Origin of the sequence: Streptomyces sp. NPDC056948 (assembly GCF_042674225.1) — a bacterium.
Classification (GTDB): Bacteria; Actinomycetota; Actinomycetes; order Streptomycetales; family Streptomycetaceae; genus Streptomyces; species Streptomyces purpurascens.
Window position 1 is genome coordinate 40,614 of sequence record NZ_JBHUQX010000001.1, and the last position, 20,139, is coordinate 60,752.

Consider the following 20,139-nt stretch of genomic DNA (forward strand, 5'->3'; position numbering starts at 1 on the left):
GGCTGAACCAATTGTCGCGCGACCCCTTGACGGGCGCCCGGGCCGCACCCACGCTTTCAGCCAACGCACCTCAAGTGGCTCAGCCACTCGACCATTCCCAGGTGCTCCCAGCCGCTCCGGGGCCCAACGACGGGAGCCCGTATGTCCCCCGAACTCATCTCGATCCTCGTCCTCGTCGTGGTGTTCGTCATCGCCACCACCCGTTCCGTCAACATGGGCGCGCTCGCCTTCGCCGCGGCCTTCGGGGTCGGCGGGCTCGTCGCCGACCTCGACGCGGACGGCATCTTCGCCGGCTTCCCCGGTGACCTCTTCGTCGTCCTGGTCGGCGTCACGTACCTCTTCGCGATCGCCCGCGCCAACGGCACCACCGACTGGCTGGTGCACGCCGCCGTCCGGCTCGTGCGGGGGCGGGTGGCGCTCATCCCCTGGGTGATGTTCGCGCTGACCGGCGCGCTCACGGCGATCGGCGCGGTCAGCCCGGCCGCGGTCGCGATCGTCGCCCCGATCGCACTGAGCTTCGCCACGCGCTACAGGATCAGCCCGCTGCTGATGGGCGCGATGGTCGTACACGGCGCCCAGGCCGGCGGCTTCTCCCCGATCAGCATCTACGGCTCGATCGTCAACGGCCTCGTAGAACGCGAGAAGCTCCCCGGCAACGAACTCGTCCTCTTCCTGGCGTCGCTGACGGCGAACCTGGTGATCGCCGGGGTGGTGTTCGTCGTGTGCGGGGGGCTGAAGCTATGGGCGCAGGGCGCGGTGGACGAAAGCGGCGATGACGACGGCAGTCCCGCCCCGGCCACCCCCACCCTGCCCCTCGAAGAAACCACCCTCACCCCGTCCCGCACAGCCACCCTCACCTCCCTCCTCGCCCTGGTCGTCGCCGTCCTCGTCTTCGACCTGGACGCCGGCCTGACCGCCATCACCCTCGCAGTGATCCTCAGCACGCTGTGGCCCGAAGACAGCCGCAAGGCCACAGGCCAGATCGCCTGGCCCACCGTCCTCCTCATCTGCGGCGTACTCACCTACGTAGGCGTCCTGGACGAAATGGGCACCATCACCTGGGCCGGCGAGGGAGTCGGCGGCATCGGAGTCCCCCTCCTCGCCGCCCTCCTGCTCTGCTACATCGGCGCGCTGGTCTCCGCCTTCGCCTCCTCCGTGGGAATCATGGGCGCGCTGATCCCCCTGGCCGTCCCCTTCCTGGAGCGAGGCGAGATCGGCGCGATCGGCATGGTGGCCGCACTCGCCGTATCGGCGACCGTCGTGGACGTCAGCCCGTTCTCCACGAACGGCGCCCTGGTCCTGGCCGCCGCGCCGGACGTCGACCGCGAGCGTTTCTTCCGGCAGCTGATGGTGTACGGAGGAATCGTGGTGGCGGTCGTCCCGGCGGCGGCGTGGCTGGTGATGGTCGTCCCCGGCTGGGGATAGCCGGCCGGCGGCCGATGTCCCAGGAACAGACAGACAGGCACAACAGCTAAGGAGATGGACGCGTGACCCCTCTCTTCCCGGCCCTGACCGAGGCCCCGGCCGACCGGCCCGCTCTCCGGTTCGGCGCGCGCTCACTGACGTACGGAGAACTCGCCGCGGCGGCCGGCGCACTCACCGGACGCATCGGCGAGGCCAGGCGGGTCGCCGTCTGGGCGACGCCCACGATGGAGACCGCCGTCGCCGTCGTCGCCGCCCTGCTGGCCGGCGTCCCCGCCGTCCCCCTCAACCCCAAGTCGGGCGGGAAGGAGCTCGGGCACATCCTGTCGGACAGCGCCCCCGACCTGCTGCTCACGGCTCCGGAGGACCAACTCCCCTCCCCCGTACACGAGCTGCCCCGCCTCGACGTGGACGTGCACGGCACGGGCCCCGTCCCCGAGGAGCACGCCGACGACGCCGACCCGGCCCTGATCGTCTACACCTCCGGCACCACCGGCCCGCCCAAGGGCGCCGTCATCCCGCGCCGGGCGATCTCCTCGACCCTGGACGCGCTGGCCGACGCCTGGCAGTGGAGCGGCGACGACGTCCTCGTCCACGGACTGCCGCTGTTCCACGTGCACGGCCTGGTCCTGGGCACGCTCGGCCCGCTGCGGCGCGGCGGTTCGGTCCGGCACCTGGGCCGGTTCAGCACCCAGGGCGTGGCCCGCGAGCTGACCGGCGGCGCGACCATGCTGTTCGGCGTGCCGACGATGTACCACCGGATCGCGGAGGCGGTGACCAGCGACCCGGAGCTGGTGAAGGCGCTGACCGGGGCGCGGCTGCTGGTCTCCGGTTCGGCCGCGCTGCCCGTGCACGACCACGGGCGGATCGCGACGGCGACCGGGCGGCGGGTGATCGAGCGCTACGGCATGACGGAGACGCTGATGAACACCAGCGTCCGTGCCGACGGCGAGGCCCGCCCGGGCACGGTCGGCGTGCCGCTGCCGGGCGTGGAGCTGCGGCTGGTCGAGGAGGACGGCTCGGAGGTCGGCGCGTACGACGGGGAGACCGTCGGCGAGATCCAGGTGCGCGGCCCGAACCTGTTCACCGAGTACCTCAACCGGCCCGACGCCACCGCCGCCGCCTTCACCGCCGACGGCTGGTTCCGCACCGGCGACATGGCGGTGCGCGACCCCGACGGCTATGTCCGGATCGTCGGCCGCAAGGCCACCGACCTGATCAAGAGCGGCGGTTACAAGATCGGGGCCGGCGAGATCGAGAACGCGCTCCTCGAACACCCGGGGGTGCGGGAGGCCGCGGTCACCGGGGAGCCGGACCCCGACCTGGGCGAGCGGATCGTGGCGTGGATCGTGCCCGCTGATCCCCAGTCACCGCCCGCCCTGGCCGAGTTGGCCGATCATGTGGCCGAGCGCCTCGCACCGCACAAGCGCCCACGGGTCGTCCACCACCTGAACGCGCTGCCCCGCAACGACATGGGGAAGATCATGAAGCGGGCGCTGACCCATGAGTGACCGGCACTCGGCCCGCGAGATCGTCGCCCTCGTCGCCGACGACTCCACCTTCGCCGAACTCCCCGCATCCATAAGGGACCCCAGGCCTGACGGCCCGCTCGCGTGGCCGGGCTACGACGCCTCCCGCGCCCGTGCCGCCGAACGCACCGGCGAGCAGGAGTCCGTGGTCTGCGGCACCGCCCGGATCGGCGGTGCCCGGGCCGTGCTGATCGCGTTCGAGTTCGGCTTCCTCGGCGGCTCCCTGGGGCAGCGCACCGGCGACCTGCTGGAGGCGGCGTACACGTACGCCCGTACGCACCGCCTCCCGGTCGTGCCGCTGGTCGCCACCGGCGGCAGCCGGATGCAGGAGGGCATGCTCGCGCTGACCCAGCTCCAGCGGGTGGCCCGGCAGTCGGCGCTCACCAGGGAGGCCGGTCTTGCCCAGGTCGCCGTGGTGCGCGACCCGACGACCGGGGGCGGCTGGGCCACCCTCGGCGCGGGCGCGGACGTGGTCCTCGCACTGCCCGGGGCGCAGGTCGGCTTCGCCGGTTCCCGGGTGCGGCCGGCGGACGCGGACCCGGCGGCGTACACGGCCGAGGCGCAGGCGGCGGCGGGGGCGGTGGACGCGGTCGTACGGCCGGAGGAGCTGCGCGAGGCGCTGGGGCGGTGGCTGCCGCTGCTGACGTCCCGGTCCGGTACGCCCGCCCCGGCGCCGGAACCGCTCGGCGACAGCGCGGGCCTGCCCGGCACGGGCTGGGACGCCGTCCGGCGGGCCCGCTCGCCCCGGCGTCCGCGCGCCGCCGCCTATCTGGACGCCTACTTCACCCATCGGGTCGCGATCAGCGGCGACCGCTGCGGCGGCACCGACCCGGACGGGATGCTGTGCGGCTTCGGTGAGCACGAGGGCCGTACGGTCGCGTACGCGGCGCAGACCGGGACCGCGACCCGTCCCGCCGGCTACCGCACCGCCGCCCGGCTGATCCGGCTCGCGGACCGGCTCGGCATCCCGGTGCTGACCCTCGTCGACACCCCGGGCGCCGCCAACGACGCGGAGGCGGAGCGGCAGGGCGCGGGCGCGGCGATCGCCGACCTGTTCGTGGCGGTGGCGGGCGCCCGTACGCCGGTGACGACGCTGGTGATCGGCGAGGGCGGCTCCGGCGGCGCGCTGGCCTTGGCCGCGCCCGGCAACACCTGGGCCACTCCCGACAGTTACTTCTCGGTGATCGCCCCGGAGCTCGCGGCGGCCATCCTCAAGCGGCCGCCGCGCGAGGTGGAGCCGACGGCGGACCAGCTCCGCATCCGGCCGCAGGATCTGGTGGAGCTGGGGGTGATCCGCGGGACGGTCGGTCCATGAGCCCGGTCGGTCCGTGAGTCCGGTCGGTCCGTGAGTCCGGTCGGTCCGTGAGTCCGGTGGATGCCCCACGCAACATCAAGTACCTTCCGTAACAATGGAAATGCTCAGTGCAGTGGGACGACGGGGGTGCCGTGGACGGGTTGGTCGAATTCAGGACCGGTGACGGTGCCGTGGTCGCGGTCGAGGGGGTGGAGGAGCGGTCCGGCTCCCGCCTGGTCTCCCGCGGCGACGGGACGGTCCAGGCGACCCGCACCTTCGAGGGCGCACTGGACGGGGTGCGCGCCGCCGCCGAGTCCGCGCTGCGCGTCTTCCGGGACGGCTCGCTGAAGCCCGACGGCGTGGAGATCGAGTTCGGGGTGAAACTGTCCGCCGAGGCGGGCGCGTTCATCGCCAAGGGCACCGCCGAGGGCCATCTGGTGGTCAAGCTGTCCTGGGCCGCGTCCGCTCCGGAGGCCGGTGCGCAGGGGTCCGGTGCTCGGGAGGCCGGCGCCGCCTCATGAACAGCGCCTTGGGCAGCGCCCTGGAGACCACCCTGAACAGCGCCGAGTGGCACGCCCGGATCGAATTACGCGGCCAGGTGGCCGGAGCGGGCTTCCTGGTCACCCCCGGCACGGTGCTGACCTGCGCCCATGTCGTGCAGGACGGCGAGGGCCTGACGGTGACCTTCACGGAGCGGCCCGGCTTTCCGGCCGTGCCCGCCCGGGTCGTCGCCCACGGCGGCTGGACCGGCGCCGGCACCGACCTCGGTGATCTCGCCGTGCTGGAACTGGACCGGGAGATGCCCATCGCCCCGGCCGCGCTCGCGCCCGTCGACGCCGCCCACGGCACGAGCCCCCGCAAGCTCGTCGTCTACGGCTTCCCGGCCGGCTTCGACGAGGGCACCCTCGCCGAGTACCGCGTCACCGCACCGCAGTTGATCAAACGGGAGTGGCTCCAGCTCGAGGCCTGGCACCTGGGAGGACAGGCCCTGGCCCCCGGCTTCAGCGGAGCGGCCGTCACCCTGGCCGACACCGGCGAGGTCGTCGGCATGGTCACGGCCGCGGCCGGCAACCGGGACGTGCGCAACGGCCGGATGATGCCCACCCAGGTCATGGCCCGCTACTGGCCGGACCTGCAGAGCCTCGTCCCCACCTCCGACCACACCGGCGCCGACCGGGCCCGGCTGCGCGCCCTGGTCGAGAAGGCGGCCCGGGCGGGCGTGGACTGCGACCCCGCCCGGCTCTACACCGCGGCCGCCGACCCCTTCGACCCGCCGCCGCCCGAGGAAGGGTTCGACTCGCTGTGGTCGGCGGCCCTGTTCGTGCTGTGCGAACTCGACGGCCCGGGCGCCGCACGGACCGTGTCCCGGTTCGCCGACCGGCTCGAAGCCCTGCTGCACACCCCGGCCGTGGAGCCGTCGGCGCCCGACTGGTCGCCCATCCTCGTCGAGCTCGGGCACAGTGGAGCGGGCGACGGCCTGGTCCGTGTCGAGGTGTCCGCGTACAGCGAGGGTCGACGGCACCCGGTGGACTCCGGCACGGTCGAACAGCACCGGCTGCACGCCTATGTGCGGGACCGGATCGAGGCGGCCTTCCGGTATCTGACGCCCGGCGCCGACGAACTCGTCGCGTTCGCGCTGCCCCGGGACTGGCTGGACTGGCCCGTCGACCTCTGGGAGAGCGCCCCCGACGACGCGACCCCGCTCGGCTGCGTCTACCCGCTGGTCGTCACCGACCACGCCCGGCGCAAGGCCAGCACCCGGCATGTCCTGACCCGGGCGTGGAAGCGCCTGGACTCCCTGCCGGGCGCGCGGATGCACCGCGTGGAGTGCGGCGGCCCGGAGGAGCCCGGACGGCTGCGGATGCGGATGCGGCGGCCCGACGCCTGCCTCGCCGGATTCGGCACCGCCCCGGCCGCCCCCCGTACCCGACCGCACTTCGACACCTCGCTCACCGCGCCCGCCCCGGTCATCGTGTGGTCGCGCGGCGGCTGCGACTCCGGGCAGGAGGAGTGCGCCGGAGCGGACGGCTGCACCGGCAAGGCCTTCCTCGACGCGCTCGACGCCTGTGTGGCGGCCGTACCGCCCGCCGAACTCCCGCGCCACATCCTGGCCCTGCGCGAGGAGGCCGACGCGGAGGAGGACCACTGGGCGCACGGCATCCAGTTGCTGTGGGACGACCCGCGCGTCTTCACCGACCCGCACGCGGTCGCCGCCGCGCACGCGGGGTCGCCGGTGTCCTGACCCACCCGGACGCGGTCCGGGGCGCCTTGAGAAACACCAGCACGAAAACGGAGAGCGGAGACCACCCCCCATGCCGCACTGGTCGGTCTACACCGGCAGGAACGAGCCGCACGACGGCATCGACCACCTCCCCGTCCCACCGCCCTGGCGCGCCTTCGACGGCGGGCCCGCCCTGCCGCCGCCCGACGACACCGACGACGCGACGGCCGTCTCGCCCGACCGCGTGCACCGGGCCAAGTCGTACGTGGCCACCCCGGAGAGCGTCCGGCTCGTCAACGCCGCGCTCTGCCTGCGCCGCCCCCTGCTCGTCACCGGCCCGCCCGGCACCGGCAAGTCCTCACTGGCGTACGCGGTGGCGCGCGAGCTGCGCCTCGGCCCGGTGCTGCGCTGGAACATCACCAGTCGCAGCTCTCTGGCCGACGGCCTCTACCAGTACGACCCGCTGTCCCGGCTGTACGCGGCCCGGGAGCGGCAGGACCGGGAGCGGCAGGACCGGGAGCGGCAGGACCGGCCGGCCGCCGGCGACGTCGAGGACCATCTGCGCCTCGGCCCGCTCGGCACGGCCCTGCTCCCCTACGACCGGCCCCGGGCCCTGCTCGTCGACGAGGTCGACAAGAGCGACCTCGACCTTCCCAACGACCTGCTGAACGTCCTGGAGGAGGGCCAGTACGAGATCCCCGAACTGGTCCGCGCCGCCCGCCACTCGGACGACACGGCGGCCCAGGTCCTCGCCGACGGCACGGACACCCCGGTCGCCGTCCACCGCGGCCGGGTCCGCTGCCGTGCCTTCCCCTTCGTCGTCCTGACCAGCAACGGCGAACGCGAGTTCCCGCCCGCCTTCCTGCGCCGCTGCGTCCGGCTGAAGCTGCGCCGCCCCGACCGCGACCAGCTCACCGACATCGTCCGCGCCCACCTCGACACCCCGGACGCCGCCGCGGACCGTCTGATCACCCGCTTCCTGGAGCGGGCCAGCGGCGGCGAACTGGCCACCGACCAGCTCCTGAACGCCCTCTACCTCACGGGAGTCTCCGGCCTGGACGCCGAGTCCCGCGACGACCTCGCCGAGCAGCTGATGCCGTACCTCAGCGCGACGGCCGACGGCGATGGCTTCTGATCACGGAGCCGGGCAGTCCCCCGTCGCCCGCCTGGCCGCGGCGCTGTCCGCCGCGGGTGCGTCGCCGACGCCCCGGGAGCTCGCGGAACTGCTGTGGCTGGCGGGCCGGCTGGAGGCGGACGAGCCGTCCGCGCAGGAGTCCCGGCCCGTCGGCCCCGCCACGCCCGACGAGACAGCCGAGGCCCCCACGCCCGAGGGCGACCCCCCGGCCGACCCCGTACCACCACGTTCCTCCGAGCCACCACCGAAGGCCCCGGCGCCCGCACCCGACCGTGTCCCTCTGCGTCTGCCGGCCCCGCGCTCCCCGGGCCACGCCGAGGGGGACGCGGTCGGCGGCGGTTCCCCCCTTCTCGCCCCCGCGCCCCCGATGCTGCCCCACCCCCTCGCACTCCAGCGCGCCCTGCGCCCGCTGCAGCGCAAGGTGCCCTCCCCGCACCTGCGGGTGCTCGACGAACGGGCGACGGCCGACCGGATCGCGCGGCTCGGCGCCCACCCCGACGTGTGGCTCCCGGTGCTGCGCCCGGCCCCCGACCGCTGGCTGCGGCTGAACCTCGTGCACGACACGGGCCCCACCATGCCGGTCTGGCGCCCCCTGGTGAGCGAACTGCACACGGCCCTCGCCCAGTCGGGCATCTTCCGTACCGTCACCCTGCATCCGGCCACGCCCGACGGCCGGGCCCGCCAGGTCCCCGTCCTCGACGACGGCCGTACGGTCACCCTCGTCATCAGTGACTGCATGGGCCCGCAGTGGCGCCCTGGCGAGGCGGGCGACCGCTGGTACCGCACCCTGCGCCAGTGGGCCCGTCACATGCCGCTCGCCGTGGTCCAGCCCCTGCCGGAACACCTCTGGCCCACCACGGCACTCCCCGCCGAACCGGGCCTGCTGACCGCCCCGTCCACGGCGGCGCCCTCGGCGACACTCGCCTTCGCCCCCTACGAAGCCACGCCGCCCCCCGACCAGGCCCTGCCCCTGCCGGTCCTGGAACCGGGCGCCCCCTGGCTCGCCCACTGGGCGGCCCTGGTCTCCGACCCGGGCGGCGCCCGCACCCCGGGCGCGGCGGCCTGGCTGCCGCCCGCCCCCGCACCACCCGCCGAACCGGTCCCCGACCTCGCCTCGGCGTCCCCGGAGGACCTGGTGCTGCGCTTCCGCGCGACCGCGTCCCCGGAGGCCTTCCGCCTCGCCGGGCATCTCGCGCTGGCGGTCCCCTCGGTGCCGGTGATGCGCCTCGTCCAGCGCACCGTGGACCGCGACCCGCACCCCCAGCACCTCGCCGAGGTGATCCTCAGCGGCATGCTCGCGGCGGCCCCGGGCCCGCCCGGCTCCTACGAATTCCGGCCCGGAGTGAGGGAGTTGCTGCTGCGTTCGCTGCCCCGTACGGCTCGGGGACGGACCCGGGAGTTCCTCGAACGGGTCGGCGGTCTGATCGACGAGCGGGCGGGGCTCGCGGCCGGGGAGTTCCGGGCCGAGACGGACGGCGGACAGAACGGCTCGGGGCCCGCGTTCGCGACGGTGAGCGAGGAGACGGTGCGGCGACTGGGCGGGGAAGGGGCGCCGGAGCCGTTGTTCGCGGGGCGGTACCGGCTGGCCGGGCGGCGCGAGTGGAACGGACGGATGGCGATCGCCGTGGACGTCCGCACCGACCAGCAGGTGGTGGTCCGCCGGTACCGCGACCAGCCCGCTTCGCACGAGCGGTTCCTGAGGCAGGCGCGCGCGGTGGCCGGGATCGACGATCCGCATGTGGTGCGGGTGCTCGACTTCGGGGTGGAGGACGACGCGCCGTACCTGGTGACGGAGTTCGTGGACGGCCTGTCGCTGTCCGAGGTGCTGTCGGGTATCACCTTCCGGACCTTCGCCCGTCTGGTGTGCCAGGGCATGGCCGGCCTCAAGGCCCTCCACGAGCACGGTCTGGTGCGCGGGGAGCGCGGGCCCGCCGGTCTGCTGCTGCGGCCCGACGGCACCGTGCTGCTGAGCCGGTTCGCCCTGGGCGAGGAGTCCCGGGGCAAGGACCCGGAATCGGACGTCGCCGAGTTCCGGTGGCTGCTCAAGCAGTTGAGCGCGGGCATGTCGGTTCCCGCCGGGCACGGGCGCCTGCTCGACCTGATCGACAGGCACCGGCTGCCCGAAGCCGCCGCCCACGCCGCACGCCTGCCCGCGACCGCCCCATGGCTGCCGCCGCGCCACGTCACCCTGCTCGGTCCGCTGCGCATCAGCGACGGCACGGACCCCATCGAGCCTCCCTCACCGCACGCCCAGGCACTGCTGTGCATGCTGCTCCTCGACCACGGACGCCGCCTGACCCACACCGAGCTGGCCGCAGGACTGTGGGAGGAGCCGCTGCCGGAGAACGAGGCCGCCGACCGCCTCGAGCGCCTGGCGGCGGAGGTGCGGCCCGTGCTGCCCCCCGGTGGGCTCGTCTCCTTTTCGCGCGCGTACGCCGTGCACCTGCCGGACGTCTATGTCGACGCGCTCCATTGCGAGGATCTCCTCGGCGAAACGATGCGCGGCCCCGCCGAACTCCGCCGCGTCCTCGACCTCTGGTACGGCGACCCCCTCGACGGCGTCCCCGGCCCCGCCGCCGCCACCACCCGGGACCGTCTGCGCGCCCTCAGGCTGGACCTCGAGACCACGCTGGCCGACCTGGAGCGGACGGCGTCCGAAGAGGGCGCCGGCCCCACCATCCTCTTCGAGGCCGACGACCTCACCGGCCACCCCGAGGCACGCATCACCCTCGAGTACGCGGTGCACGAGATGCTCTCCCGCGGCGCCCTCGCCACCCACCAGGTCGATGTCCGGGTCCGCGGCAACGGCTACGTGGTCCACACCGAGCCCGGCACCTACGTCCTCCCCGTGCTGGTCGCGGTGGTGCGCTGGCTCCCCGAGGTCCTGACCGGCCTCGTGGACCCGCCGCCCCTCACCGTGACGTTCTGGGACCGGCCCACCCCGCCGCCGGTGGCGGCGCCTGTGCCCGCCGACCTCCAGGTGGTCGTCTCCCCGGCCGTGTACGAGCAGTTCGCCAGCAGCTCGGCGGCGCAGGGGCCCCAGCGCTTCCAGCCCCTCTACCAGGGCGGCGCCACGGACACCCCGCCCGTCGCCTGGTACTGCCCGCTGTCCCCCTCCACGGCCCCCGAACCCGAGGACCGCGACCTGGTGCGGGGGCCCTTCATCACACACGATCTGCGCCGGCTCGGCATACCGGCCCCGGGCCGCACGGCCGTCGTCCACACCCAGCCGGACGGCCCGCTCACCCTCCTCAACCCCGCCCAGCCGCACGGCGACGGGCCGCCGCGGCATGTCACCTACTACGAGGTGGACCTCACCACGCACCAGTCCCACCACCGGGTCTCCCTGCCGAGCTCCGGCAAGGGCGCCTTCGCCGCGGCGGTCGAGCTGTCCTGGCACGTGGACGACCCGGTCGCCTTCGTCCGCTGTGAGGTCGCCCGGGTGTCCGAGCCGCTGCTCGACCATCTGCTGGAGGAGGCGGCCCGGATCACCCGACGGCATCCGCTGCGCCGGGCGGGCGCGGCCCAGCGCGCGGTCAACGCCGGGCTGCGCCGGTGGCCCGTGCCGGGGCTGTCGGTGACGGCGTCGGTGCAGCTGGCCCCGGAAGGGGCGGCCCTGCCCGGACCACAGGACCCGGCCCCGCCCGCGCGCCCGCTGTCCGGTCTCCTCGGCGACGCCGAGACCGTGCTGCTCGGCTTCGACGGTCCCGTGGCCCGCCTGTTCTCCGCGACCACCGCGCGCGAGGCCGCCCTCGACCTGCTCGCCCTGGTCGCCGAGCACCGCGACCCGCGGGACACCGCGGTCGCGGCGGGGCGGGAGACGTTCGTCCATCCGCTGGACGTCCTGCGGGCGTTCGCCCACGACCGGCTCGGCCCGCTGCTCCGGGACCGCCTGGACGAACTCGAACTGCTGGCGCTCCCCGCCGCGCCGACCACGCACAACTGTGTGCCGCTGGTCCGCGCCCTGCACGACTGCGGACGCCGCGTCAGCGTGGTCACCGACGTCGGCGCACCGGCCGTCCACCGCTACCTGGAGCCCTACGGCCTCCCGCTGGCCGGCGTCCACGGCCGCGGCAAGGACCTCGCCCTGCTGACCCCGCACCCCGACTGCCTCCTGCGCGCGATGCACTCCTCCGGCGGTGCCGCCGCGACCGGCGTACTCATCGGCTCCACGGTCGCCGAACTCACCGCCGCCCAGCAGGCCGGCCTGCGCTTCATCGGCCTCGCCCGCAACACCACCACCGGCCGGCAACTCCGCGAGGCGGGCTGCGAAGCCACCGTCACCTCCCTGGCCCCCCTGCTGGAAGCCGCCCGCTCGCTCCAGACCTAGCCGCGCCGAACCCCCCGTTCGGCGGCACCCCGCCCGGCCCCCTTGGAAAGGCGGCCCCGTCCCCTGCCGCGCACGATGGCGAGGGAGGCCCGCCGTCTGGCGGCCCTCCACGGTCTGTGCTCTCGGGAGGACCTGCCATGACCGCCAGTCTGGAGCAGTTGCGCCGCTGCCACTTCGCCGTCGACCTGGGTGCGGCCCGCACACGCGTCTACGTCAAGGGCGCCGGGCTCGTCGTCGACCAGCCGTCCGCCGCAGCCGTGAACACCCGCACCGGCGCGCTGATCGCGGTCGGCGAGCTCGCCGAGAAGATGACGGGCCGTACGCCGCACTACATCCGGGTGGTACGGCCGGTCTCCGGCGGCACGGTCGTGGACATCGAGATGGCCCAGCGCATGCTGCGGCACCTGCTCGGCGACAAGATGCGCCGCAGCCTGCGCCGCAAGCCCATCCTGCGCGCCGCGGCCTGCACCCCGCACGACGCCGACCCGCTGGCCCAGCGCGCCGCGATCGAGACACTGGTCGGTCTCGGGGCCCGCCGTGTTGAACTGGTCGACACGCTGATCGCCGCCGCCGTCGGCTGCGGACTGCCCGTGGAGCAGCCCGAGGCCACGATGATCATGGTGTGCGGGGCGGCGGCCACGCAGGTGGCCGTGCTGTCCCTGGGCGCGATCGTCACCGCCGAGCGCATCCCGGTGGGCGGCGAGGCCGTCGACCACGCGATCGTGCAGCACCTGCGTCACGAGCACGAGCTGATGCTGCCGAGCCAGTCGGTACGGCCGTTGCAGCTCGCCCTGTCCGGCAATGGCCTCACCCCGCACGGCCCGGTCTCGACGGAGATCCACGGCCGGGACGTCGCCACGGGCCTGGCCCGCTCGGTCCAGGTCGACACCGCCGCCGTACGGGACGCCATCCAGACGCCGCTCACCGCCATCCTCGACGGCATCGGAAAGGTGCTCCGGGACTGCCCGCCCGACCTGGTCGCCGACCTCGCCGACCGGGGGATCATGATGGTCGGCGGCAGCGCCCTGCTGCCGGGCCTGGACCAGATGCTGCGCGAGGCGACCGGCATGCCCGTGCGCATCGCCGAGCGCCCGGACGTGTGCGCCGTACAGGGCCTCGGCGCCATGCTGGAGGGCAAGATCGAACCGCTGGCCCTGGATCCGCTGGGGGCCTGATCCGCCCCGGGGGCGAGGCCCTCAGCGGGCGAACCAGCAGCGCACCGTCGTCCCGCCGTCGCTCCGGTGCACCCGCACCAGGTCGGCGATCAGGTTGACCAGCAGGACCCCGCGCCCCCCGCGCTGGTCGCGAGGGACGGGCCGGCGCCCGGCCAGGACGTCCGCGAGCCGTCCCTCGTCGCGCACCTCGCACACCACGTACCCGTCCTCGGTCCACATCCGCAGCACACCCGAGCCACCGCCGTGCACCACGCTGTTCGTGGTGAGCTCGGCCGTGGCCAGGGCCAGGTCGTCCAGCTTGACGCCGGTGAGACCGAGCCGCGCCGCCTCACCGACGGCCACGTGCCGGGCCGGGGAGAGCGAGTCGGAGTCGAAGGGGAACGTCAGCGCGTCCGGGACGGGCGGCAGCGGCTCGTTGTAGCGGTCGACGACGGCCCAGGGGGCGTACGCCTCGCTGTTCTGCTCCGCCCGGGAGCCGGAGGGGATGACCGTGGGGTGGGTGGCGTACGCGTCGGCGAGGACATGCTCGGGAAGCTGCTCGACGTCGTAGGGACACAGGATGGTCGCCGTACGGCCCCGGAAGGCCGCGTTGATGAGCGCCTCGTGCTGGACGCAGGCGGGGTACTCGGTGGCGGAGCGCCCGGCCCAGATGGGCTCGCCGATGATCCGCACCCGGCGCCCGGACGGCTGGGCGTCGGCGAACGCGCGTAGCACGCCCGGGATGATCCGACCCGGGTTGCGCCCGGCCTCCCGCATGTCCAGGAACTTCACGGCGCCCGCGGCCTCGCCCAGGGCGTCCCGGATCAGCGCGAGGTTCTTGCCGGGCACCGCGACCGCCACGGGCTCGCCGGCCGCCAGGCCGTCGCGCACGAAGGGCACGGTGACGTCGAGGTACTCCTGCTCGTCCCGGTAGAAGAGCGCGGGGTGCACGAAGGGGTCGAGGGGGCCGAAGGGCTCGGTGACGGCAGTGGTCATGACGTCGACACCTCGATCCCCGCCTGGTCGGGCCAGAGCAGATCCAGCGTCCGTCGCAGGGCGGGCGGCGGCCGGCGCACGACGAACCTGCGGCCGTCCCGGAGCTGCCCGGCCGCGGCCGCGAGCGCACCGGCGCCGGCGACGTCGACGAACGTCACGTCGGACAGCTCCAGGTAGTAGACATCCTCATCCTCGCGAACGGCCTGCTCCAGTACACCTTCCCAGATCGCACGGGTCGTCAGGCCGACTTCTCCCGCCGCCCGGACCCCCTGCCTCCCGGCCAGCGGAAACACCGCCAGGCCCGGCACGCGGGGCCCGGCGGCCGGCACCTGATATCGAGTGTTCAAGCCCCTCTCCCCACGCTCTGGTCCACAGCGCTCGTACCCGTCCGGGAAAAGCTCATTCCCCTGAAACGTGTGTAGTACGCGGTAAGGGGGGCAGGCGCACCTCACACCGACGTCCACCGGGGGGGCGACGTGACCGTTGCGCAGTCCGGCTGGGACCGATGACGACCGACGAGGACCAACAAGGCGGTGACATGACGTCAGCGGCATCACCACACCTCACAGGAGGGCTGAACACCCTGGTCATCAGTGGCCGCGTCGACGCGGACCGTGCCGAGTTCACCCCGCGTGGTGAGCTCGTTCACGGCTGCGCGGACGTCCTGGCCAGAACCCTGGCCGAGCTGCCGGCCACGATCACCCGGGTCGACCTGGACATGCGCGGCGTGCATTTCATGGACACGGCCGGACTGCAGTTCCTTGACGTCCTGGGCGACTACGGCCTGGCGCGTGCGACGACGGTCACGACCACGAACTGGAACGGCCAGCCGCGCCGGATCCTGGAGCTGGCGGGCCTGGACACCACGGATCCGCTGCGCACCGCGGCGCACGACCCCGCCCCGGCCGCCTCCTCGGCGGTCGCCGTGGAACGCGCGGAGCGCCTGCACGTCCTCCAGTCGGAGGTCGAGCAGCTCCGCCAGGCCATCGCCTCCCGCCCGGTCATCGACCAGGCCCGCGGCATCCTCATGGCCACCCACGGCTGCACCTCCGACCAGGCCTGGCACATCCTCCGGGAAACGTCCCAGCTCTCCAACACCAAGCTCCGCGACGTGGCCGCCGCGGTCACGGCCAGCGCGGAATCCGACGGCCCTCCTCCGCCCCCCGAACTCCGCGAGGCCCTGAACAAGGCCCTCGCCCGCCGCCCCCACAGCTGAGCCGCCGGCCCGGGCCCTCCCCCGGAGTCGCCGGACCCACTTGATCAGCGCAATACCTGGACGTACCGCTCTCGTTGTCAGCGATGTGCCTCCCGCGACCCCAGCCCCGGCAGACCGACGCACGACCACCGCACGAACGGTGATCGGCGACGACCCGGCACTACGGGCGGCCTACCGACTGTGCCGGCTCCGGACCAGGCGGCAGGACCCCGCGGAGTACGCCCTGATCCAGTTGGTGCCCGCACCACTGCGCCCGGCGCTGCACGCCCTGTGGGCGGCCGCCAACGCCCTCGACGACCTCGGCGACGACCGCACCGCACCCGCCGCCGAACGGGCCGCCCGGGTCGAGGAGTGGATCACCGCCCTGCACCGCGAACTGCCCGCCGGCACCAGCCCGGACCCCATCCGCCACGCCCTCGTGCACACCGCGGCCCGCTGGCGCCTGGACCTGTCGGAACTGCACGCCGCCATGACCCAGGTGCGGGACGACACCCAGGGCAGGCACTTCACCGACTGGACCGAGTGGCGCACCTGGGGCCGGGACAACCTGCTGCCCTGGTTCGGCCAGGTCCGCACCCTCTTCGACCGGGCCGGCGTACCCGTGGCGCTCCGGCTGGACACCCGGGAGACCTACGAGGAGTTCCTCGACGGCGTCCGGCTCACGGACATCCTCACCGACCTGTCCGCCGACCTCGCCCAGGGCGACCTCCTGCTGCCCGGCGAGGTCCTCGACCAGCACCCCGCGTCCGCCGCCGACCTGGCGCACCGGCGCTGGAGCCCCGCCGTATCCGCCCTGATCACGCACCTGACCGGCCTGGCCCGCCGGTGGGTGACCCAGGAGGGCCTCAGCCGCGGTATGCACCCCGGGCCCGCCACCGTCCTGCACACGATGGCGGCCCTGCTGCGCGCCCAGCTCGACGCCATCGACACCGCCGGGCCGGCCCTGCTCCAGGCCCGGCCCCGGCCCGCGCCCCTCACCCGCGCCCGGATCCTCGCCCCCGCCCGGGCCCGCGCGGCCCTGGCCTGGAGCCTGACCCCCCTGACGGTGCCGCCCGCGCACCAGCCCGCCCACGGCAGCCGCCCCACCCTCGCCCGCCCGGCCCACACGGCCTTCCGCCCTCCGCCACCCCACCCCAGCGGCGAGCGACCACCGGAGATCGCACCCACCCACCTGCCCACCCACGTCGCCGTGATCATGGACGGCAACGGCCGCTGGGCCCAGCAGCGGGGCCTGCCCCGGCACGAGGGTCACCGAGCCGGCGCCACCGCCGTCCGCGAGGTGGTCCACGGCGCCCTGGACATCGGCCTGCGGCACCTGACCCTCTACACCTTCTCCACCGAGAACTGGCACCGCGATACCGAAGAGGTCGACGCGATCCTCGACCTCCTGCGCAGTGAACTGGTCGACGACCCCTTCCGCGACCTCGACGTCCGGATGGGCTGGCACGGCCGCGCGGGCCGCCTGCCGCCCGACCTGGTCGACCTCCTCCACCTACGGGAGCGCACCACCCGCACCCGCTCGGGTCTGACGCTGACGATGTGCATCGACTACGGCGGCCGGGACGAGATCACCCGAACGGCCGCCGCCCTGGCCCGCCGTACCCGGGCCGGCCACCTGGACCCGGACCTGATCACCGAGGACGACTTCGCACGGCACCTGCCCCGCCCGGACCTGCCGGACGTGGACCTGCTCTGGCGCACGGGCGGCGAACACCGCGTCTCCAACTTCCTGCCCTGGCACACGGCCTACGCCGAACTGCACTTCACCCCCCGCCTCTGGCCCGACACCGACCGCCGCGACCTCTGGCAGGCCGTCACCACCTACACCCACCGCCAACGCCGCCACGGCACGACTCCGGCCACCGCGGGGCCGCTGCCCACGCGGTCACCTCACGCCGGATGACCCGGCCCGCCCGGACAGCCGGTCACGGACCGTCTCGGCGGGGGCCGGCGTGCGCCCGCTACCGCACCCACTCCGCGGGCACCCGGCCCTCGTGGCTCAGCATCTGTGTCGCCAGCGCCCGCAGGGCCGCCGCGAAGATAGCCGGATTGCGCAGGAACTCCATGTGGATGCCGGGGAACTCCACCCACGGCACACGGATCCGGCGGGCGATCTCGGCGGAGGGCCGCGCGTAGTACGTACCCCGGTCGGCGGCGCCCGCGCCGAGCACGATCGGGAAGGGCGCGGCCTTCAGCGCGGCCCTGTCGGGAAGGAAGCCGGCGAAGCCGGGCCACTCCGTGCCGAACAGGTGGTCCTGGTTCCCCAGGAACCGCTTCCAGAGGTCGTCGGGCCAGCGGTACGTCCCCTCGCCGCGCGTCGTCTCCGCGAACCGGCGTCCCGCCGCCGGGGCGCCGCCCTCGGCGTACAGCGCGGCCACGTCGCCGAAGAAGCCGCGGTCGGGATCGTCGTCGGGCAGGACGTTCACGGCAGGTGGCTCGTGCGCGACCAGACCGGTCAGCACGTGCGGGTGCAGCGCGGCCAGCGTGAGGCCGATGATCGCGCCTCCGCTGTTGCCGAACACGAGAGCACGTCCGCCCGCCACCGACTCGATCAGCCGGCGAGCGTCGGCCGCCTGCTGAGCGAGGTCCATCGGTTCGGCGGAGCGGCCGGTGCTGCGGGAGTTGCCTCGCCGGTCGTAGGTGATCACGGTGAAGGCGTCGGCCAGCTCCTCGGCGACACCCGAGTAGTACCCGGCGTCCCCTCCCGCCCCGCTGATCATCAGCAGGGCGGGCCCGCCGCCGCGCACTTCGTGGTACAGGCACGCTCCGTCGGTCTCGAACACGTCACTGCGCATGGCAGGGCTCCGTCCCACGGTGAAGGGCGGTGTCAGGCCCGGGCAAGCCGGGGGATGAGGAGTTCGGCGTTGCCACGGTTGACGGCGTGGAGCTGCTCGGGTTCCCAGTGCGGGTACTCGTCCAGCCCGCTGTCGAATCCGGTGGCCCACTCGTCGGGAAGCATCGGGAAGTCGCTGCCGTACAGGACGTGTCCGGGTGCGGCGAAGGCGAGCAGTGAGGGCAGGGCGGCCGGGCCGGCGGAGATGGCGGTGTCGAAGTAGAAGCGCCGGAGGTCGCTCAGCAGGCCCTCGGGTGTGGAGCCGGGGTGGAGCCGGGCGGCGACCGCGAAGCGGTCGGCGGCGTACGGCAGGAAGCCGCCGGCGTGGGGGAGGATCGTCCTGATCCGGGGGTACCGCCCTGGCACACCGTTCATGGCCAGGTGGAGGGCTGTGCGGGCCGTGTCGTAGGGGAAGTCCACCAGAGGGCCGGGCAGGCCGGGGATCGGTGCGACCGGCGGCGCGGTGGGGTGGACGAGGACGACCGCGGCGCGGGCGTCCAGCTCGGCCCAGAGCGGCTCGAACGCCGGGTCGCCGAGGTAACGGCCGTGCACGTTGGACAGGACGATCAGTCCGTCGGCGTTCAGTTCGTCCAGTGCGTGGGCGGCCTCGGCGAGCGCGGCGTCCACGTCGGGCAGGGGAAGGACGGCGAAGTGACCGAAGCGATCGGGCCGGTCCTTGACGACTTCGGCGGTGTATTCGTTCACGCTCCGGGCGCCTGCGCGGGCTCCGGCGGGGTCGTCCGGGGCCGCGAGGGGGGCGGGAAACGACAAGAGGCCGGTGGCGATCGACCTGCCGTCCATCACCGCGATCGCGCTCTGTACGTCCCACGCGGGAGCGGGCCAGCCCAGGGCCACGGCTCGCTCGGCCATCGCTCTGCTGAGGTCCGGTGGGATCAGGTGCTGGTGCACGTCGATGCGCGCGGGGTCCGACATGTCTGTCCGAGCCTCCTCGGGACGGGGTGCGGTGAGCGAGGCTGCGGCGTGACAGCCCGTCTCCAGGAGGTACCCCGTGGGGACGGGCGGCGAGGGTGAACGGGTCCGGGGAATCACCCGAGCGGACCAGCCTGGGCTCGCCGAGCGGTGGTCGCCCACTCGGCGAACGGCGTCTCCGATCCGTACAGGCCGACCTCGGCGAAGCAGGCGCCGGCAGCGGCGGGGCGCGGCGGGAGCAGCCCGGGTCCAGGCGTCCGGTGTATCAGTCGGCGTCGAAGCGCACAGGGTGCCCGGATCCATGACGTAGCCGCGCTCCTGGCCCGTCCTACCGCCGGGTCATACCCCGCCCGTGTGCAGTCCGGCGTCGCGGGCGAGCAGCGCCGCCTGCACCCGGTTGTCGCACCCGAGCTTGGACAGGATTCGGCTGACGTAGGTCTTCACGGTGGCTTCGCTCATGTGCAGCCGCCTGCCCGTGTCCGCGTTGGACAGGCCCTCGCCCAGCAGGGCGAGGACGTCGCGCTCCCGTGCGGTCAGCCCGTCGAGGCGGCGCCTGGCCTCCTCCGCGCGGGCGGTGGCCATGGGGGAGGCGAGGGCGTCCGCCACGTGCCGGGTGGCCGCCGGCGAGAGATAGGCGTTCCCGGCCGCCGCCGCCCGCACCGCGTGGATCAGCTCATCGGGCGCGGTGTCCTTGAGCAGGAAGCCCGCGCCGCCGTGGCCGAGCGCGCGCAGTACGTTGTCGCGCTCGCCGAACGTGGTGAGGATCAGCACCCGTACCTGTGGCGCGGCCCGGCCCAACTCCGCCAGGGCCGTCAGCCCGTCCATCACCGGCATCTGGATGTCCAGCAGGGCCACATCGACGGCGGTGCCGCGGGCGTTCTGCACCGCCTCCCGGCCATCACCGGCCTCGGCAACCACGTCGATGTCGTCGGCCGAGTTGAGGATCATCCTGATGCCGGCCCGGATGAGCGGCTCGTCGTCGGCGACGAGGACCCGGATCACACGGCCTCCTGGGCGGTGTCGGTCGTGAAGCGGATGGCATGGCCTCGCCATCATGCCTTGATCCGGTCGGGTGCATC

Annotated in this window: 15 protein-coding genes; 10 read left to right on the top strand and 5 right to left on the bottom strand. The window is 74.1% G+C overall.

The features are described from left to right. Positions 1-141 precede the first annotated feature (141 nt). The 8 genes from ACFTZL_RS00185 to ACFTZL_RS00220 all read left to right on the top strand — a co-directional run bounded on the left by ACFTZL_RS00185 (position 142) and on the right by ACFTZL_RS00220 (position 13,106). Positions 142-1,425 (top strand): SLC13 family permease, encoded by a 1,284-nt coding sequence (locus ACFTZL_RS00185; protein WP_382576261.1) that lies wholly within the window; start codon positions 142-144, stop codon positions 1,423-1,425. 62 nt (positions 1,426-1,487) lie between these two features. Then, positions 1,488-2,933, top strand: coding sequence for an acyl-CoA synthetase (locus ACFTZL_RS00190; protein WP_382576264.1), 1,446 nt, complete (start codon positions 1,488-1,490; stop codon positions 2,931-2,933). Continuing rightward, entirely contained in the window at positions 2,926-4,266 is a 1,341-nt protein-coding gene (locus ACFTZL_RS00195; RefSeq protein WP_382576265.1) for a carboxyl transferase domain-containing protein, read from the top strand. The genes ACFTZL_RS00190 and ACFTZL_RS00195 overlap by 8 nt, the downstream gene beginning before the upstream one ends. Positions 4,267-4,397: 131 nt before the next feature. After that, positions 4,398-4,766 carry a CU044_2847 family protein gene (locus ACFTZL_RS00200; RefSeq protein WP_382576335.1) on the top strand — a complete coding sequence of 123 codons (369 nt, stop codon included), beginning with the start codon at positions 4,398-4,400 and terminating at the stop codon, positions 4,764-4,766. Further along, positions 4,763-6,487: a trypsin-like peptidase domain-containing protein gene (locus ACFTZL_RS00205; RefSeq protein WP_382576268.1), complete on the top strand. Its 1,725-nt coding sequence runs from the start codon at positions 4,763-4,765 to the stop codon at positions 6,485-6,487. Before ACFTZL_RS00200 ends, ACFTZL_RS00205 begins: the two co-directional genes overlap by 4 nt. A 70-nt stretch (positions 6,488-6,557) precedes the next feature. Then, positions 6,558-7,601, top strand: a complete 1,044-nt coding sequence (locus ACFTZL_RS00210) for an AAA family ATPase (RefSeq protein WP_382576270.1) — start codon at positions 6,558-6,560, stop codon at positions 7,599-7,601. Continuing rightward, positions 7,591-11,931 carry an SAV_2336 N-terminal domain-related protein gene (locus ACFTZL_RS00215; protein WP_382576271.1) on the top strand — a complete coding sequence of 1,447 codons (4,341 nt, stop codon included), beginning with the start codon at positions 7,591-7,593 and terminating at the stop codon, positions 11,929-11,931. The genes ACFTZL_RS00210 and ACFTZL_RS00215 overlap by 11 nt, the downstream gene beginning before the upstream one ends. A gap of 137 nt (positions 11,932-12,068) precedes the next feature. Beyond that, on the top strand, positions 12,069-13,106 hold the full coding sequence (locus tag ACFTZL_RS00220; RefSeq protein ID WP_382576274.1) for a rod shape-determining protein: 1,038 nt from the start codon (positions 12,069-12,071) through the stop codon (positions 13,104-13,106). A 21-nt stretch (positions 13,107-13,127) separates the two neighbouring features. On the opposite strand, the gene ACFTZL_RS00225 is transcribed toward ACFTZL_RS00220, so the two are convergent. Beyond that, positions 13,128-14,081 carry an anti-sigma factor RsbA family regulatory protein gene (locus ACFTZL_RS00225; protein ID WP_382576277.1) on the bottom strand — a complete coding sequence of 318 codons (954 nt, stop codon included), beginning with the start codon at positions 14,079-14,081 and terminating at the stop codon, positions 13,128-13,130. Then, the gene (locus ACFTZL_RS00230) at positions 14,078-14,428 is read right to left on the bottom strand and encodes an STAS domain-containing protein (protein WP_184592308.1); all 351 of its coding nucleotides are present in this window, start codon (positions 14,426-14,428) and stop codon (positions 14,078-14,080) included. Before ACFTZL_RS00230 ends, ACFTZL_RS00225 begins: the two co-directional genes overlap by 4 nt. A 191-nt stretch (positions 14,429-14,619) precedes the next feature. Between ACFTZL_RS00230 and ACFTZL_RS00235 the strand changes: the two genes are divergently transcribed. Both ACFTZL_RS00235 and uppS read left to right on the top strand, forming a co-directional pair. Continuing rightward, the gene (locus ACFTZL_RS00235) at positions 14,620-15,297 is read left to right on the top strand and encodes an ANTAR domain-containing protein (protein ID WP_382576279.1); all 678 of its coding nucleotides are present in this window, start codon (positions 14,620-14,622) and stop codon (positions 15,295-15,297) included. 139 nt (positions 15,298-15,436) lie between these two features. After that, on the top strand, positions 15,437-17,200 hold the full coding sequence (gene uppS, locus ACFTZL_RS00240; protein ID WP_382576282.1) for a polyprenyl diphosphate synthase: 1,764 nt from the start codon (positions 15,437-15,439) through the stop codon (positions 17,198-17,200). A 58-nt stretch (positions 17,201-17,258) separates the two neighbouring features. On the opposite strand, the gene ACFTZL_RS00245 is transcribed toward uppS, so the two are convergent. The 3 genes from ACFTZL_RS00245 to ACFTZL_RS00255 all read right to left on the bottom strand — a co-directional run bounded on the left by ACFTZL_RS00245 (position 17,259) and on the right by ACFTZL_RS00255 (position 20,062). Then, complete coding sequence (locus tag ACFTZL_RS00245; protein WP_382576285.1) at positions 17,259-18,092, bottom strand: alpha/beta fold hydrolase; 834 nt, start codon at positions 18,090-18,092, stop codon at positions 17,259-17,261. A 32-nt stretch (positions 18,093-18,124) separates the two neighbouring features. After that, positions 18,125-19,063, bottom strand: coding sequence for an amidohydrolase family protein (locus ACFTZL_RS00250; protein WP_382576288.1), 939 nt, complete (start codon positions 19,061-19,063; stop codon positions 18,125-18,127). A 336-nt stretch (positions 19,064-19,399) separates the two neighbouring features. Next, a complete protein-coding gene (locus ACFTZL_RS00255) occupies positions 19,400-20,062 on the bottom strand; it encodes a response regulator (protein WP_382576289.1) in 663 nt (220 codons plus the stop codon). Positions 20,063-20,139: the final 77 nt, after the last annotated feature.

What these genes read in the sequence shown, in the direction of transcription:
- ACFTZL_RS00185 (WP_382576261.1), top strand. Translation starts at nt 142, where the DNA reads ATGTCCCCCGAACTCATCTCGATCCTCGTCCTCGTCGTGGTGTTCGTC.
- ACFTZL_RS00195 (WP_382576265.1), top strand. Translation starts at nt 2,926, where the DNA reads ATGAGTGACCGGCACTCGGCCCGCGAGATCGTCGCCCTCGTCGCCGAC.
- ACFTZL_RS00205 (WP_382576268.1), top strand. Translation starts at nt 4,763, where the DNA reads ATGAACAGCGCCTTGGGCAGCGCCCTGGAGACCACCCTGAACAGCGCC.
- ACFTZL_RS00210 (WP_382576270.1), top strand. Translation starts at nt 6,558, where the DNA reads ATGCCGCACTGGTCGGTCTACACCGGCAGGAACGAGCCGCACGACGGC.
- ACFTZL_RS00215 (WP_382576271.1), top strand. Translation starts at nt 7,591, where the DNA reads ATGGCTTCTGATCACGGAGCCGGGCAGTCCCCCGTCGCCCGCCTGGCC.
- ACFTZL_RS00220 (WP_382576274.1), top strand. Translation starts at nt 12,069, where the DNA reads ATGACCGCCAGTCTGGAGCAGTTGCGCCGCTGCCACTTCGCCGTCGAC.
- ACFTZL_RS00225 (WP_382576277.1), bottom strand. Translation starts at nt 14,081, where the DNA reads ATGACCACTGCCGTCACCGAGCCCTTCGGCCCCCTCGACCCCTTCGTG.
- ACFTZL_RS00235 (WP_382576279.1), top strand. Translation starts at nt 14,620, where the DNA reads ATGACGTCAGCGGCATCACCACACCTCACAGGAGGGCTGAACACCCTG.
- ACFTZL_RS00245 (WP_382576285.1), bottom strand. Translation starts at nt 18,092, where the DNA reads ATGCGCAGTGACGTGTTCGAGACCGACGGAGCGTGCCTGTACCACGAA.
- ACFTZL_RS00250 (WP_382576288.1), bottom strand. Translation starts at nt 19,063, where the DNA reads ATGTCGGACCCCGCGCGCATCGACGTGCACCAGCACCTGATCCCACCG.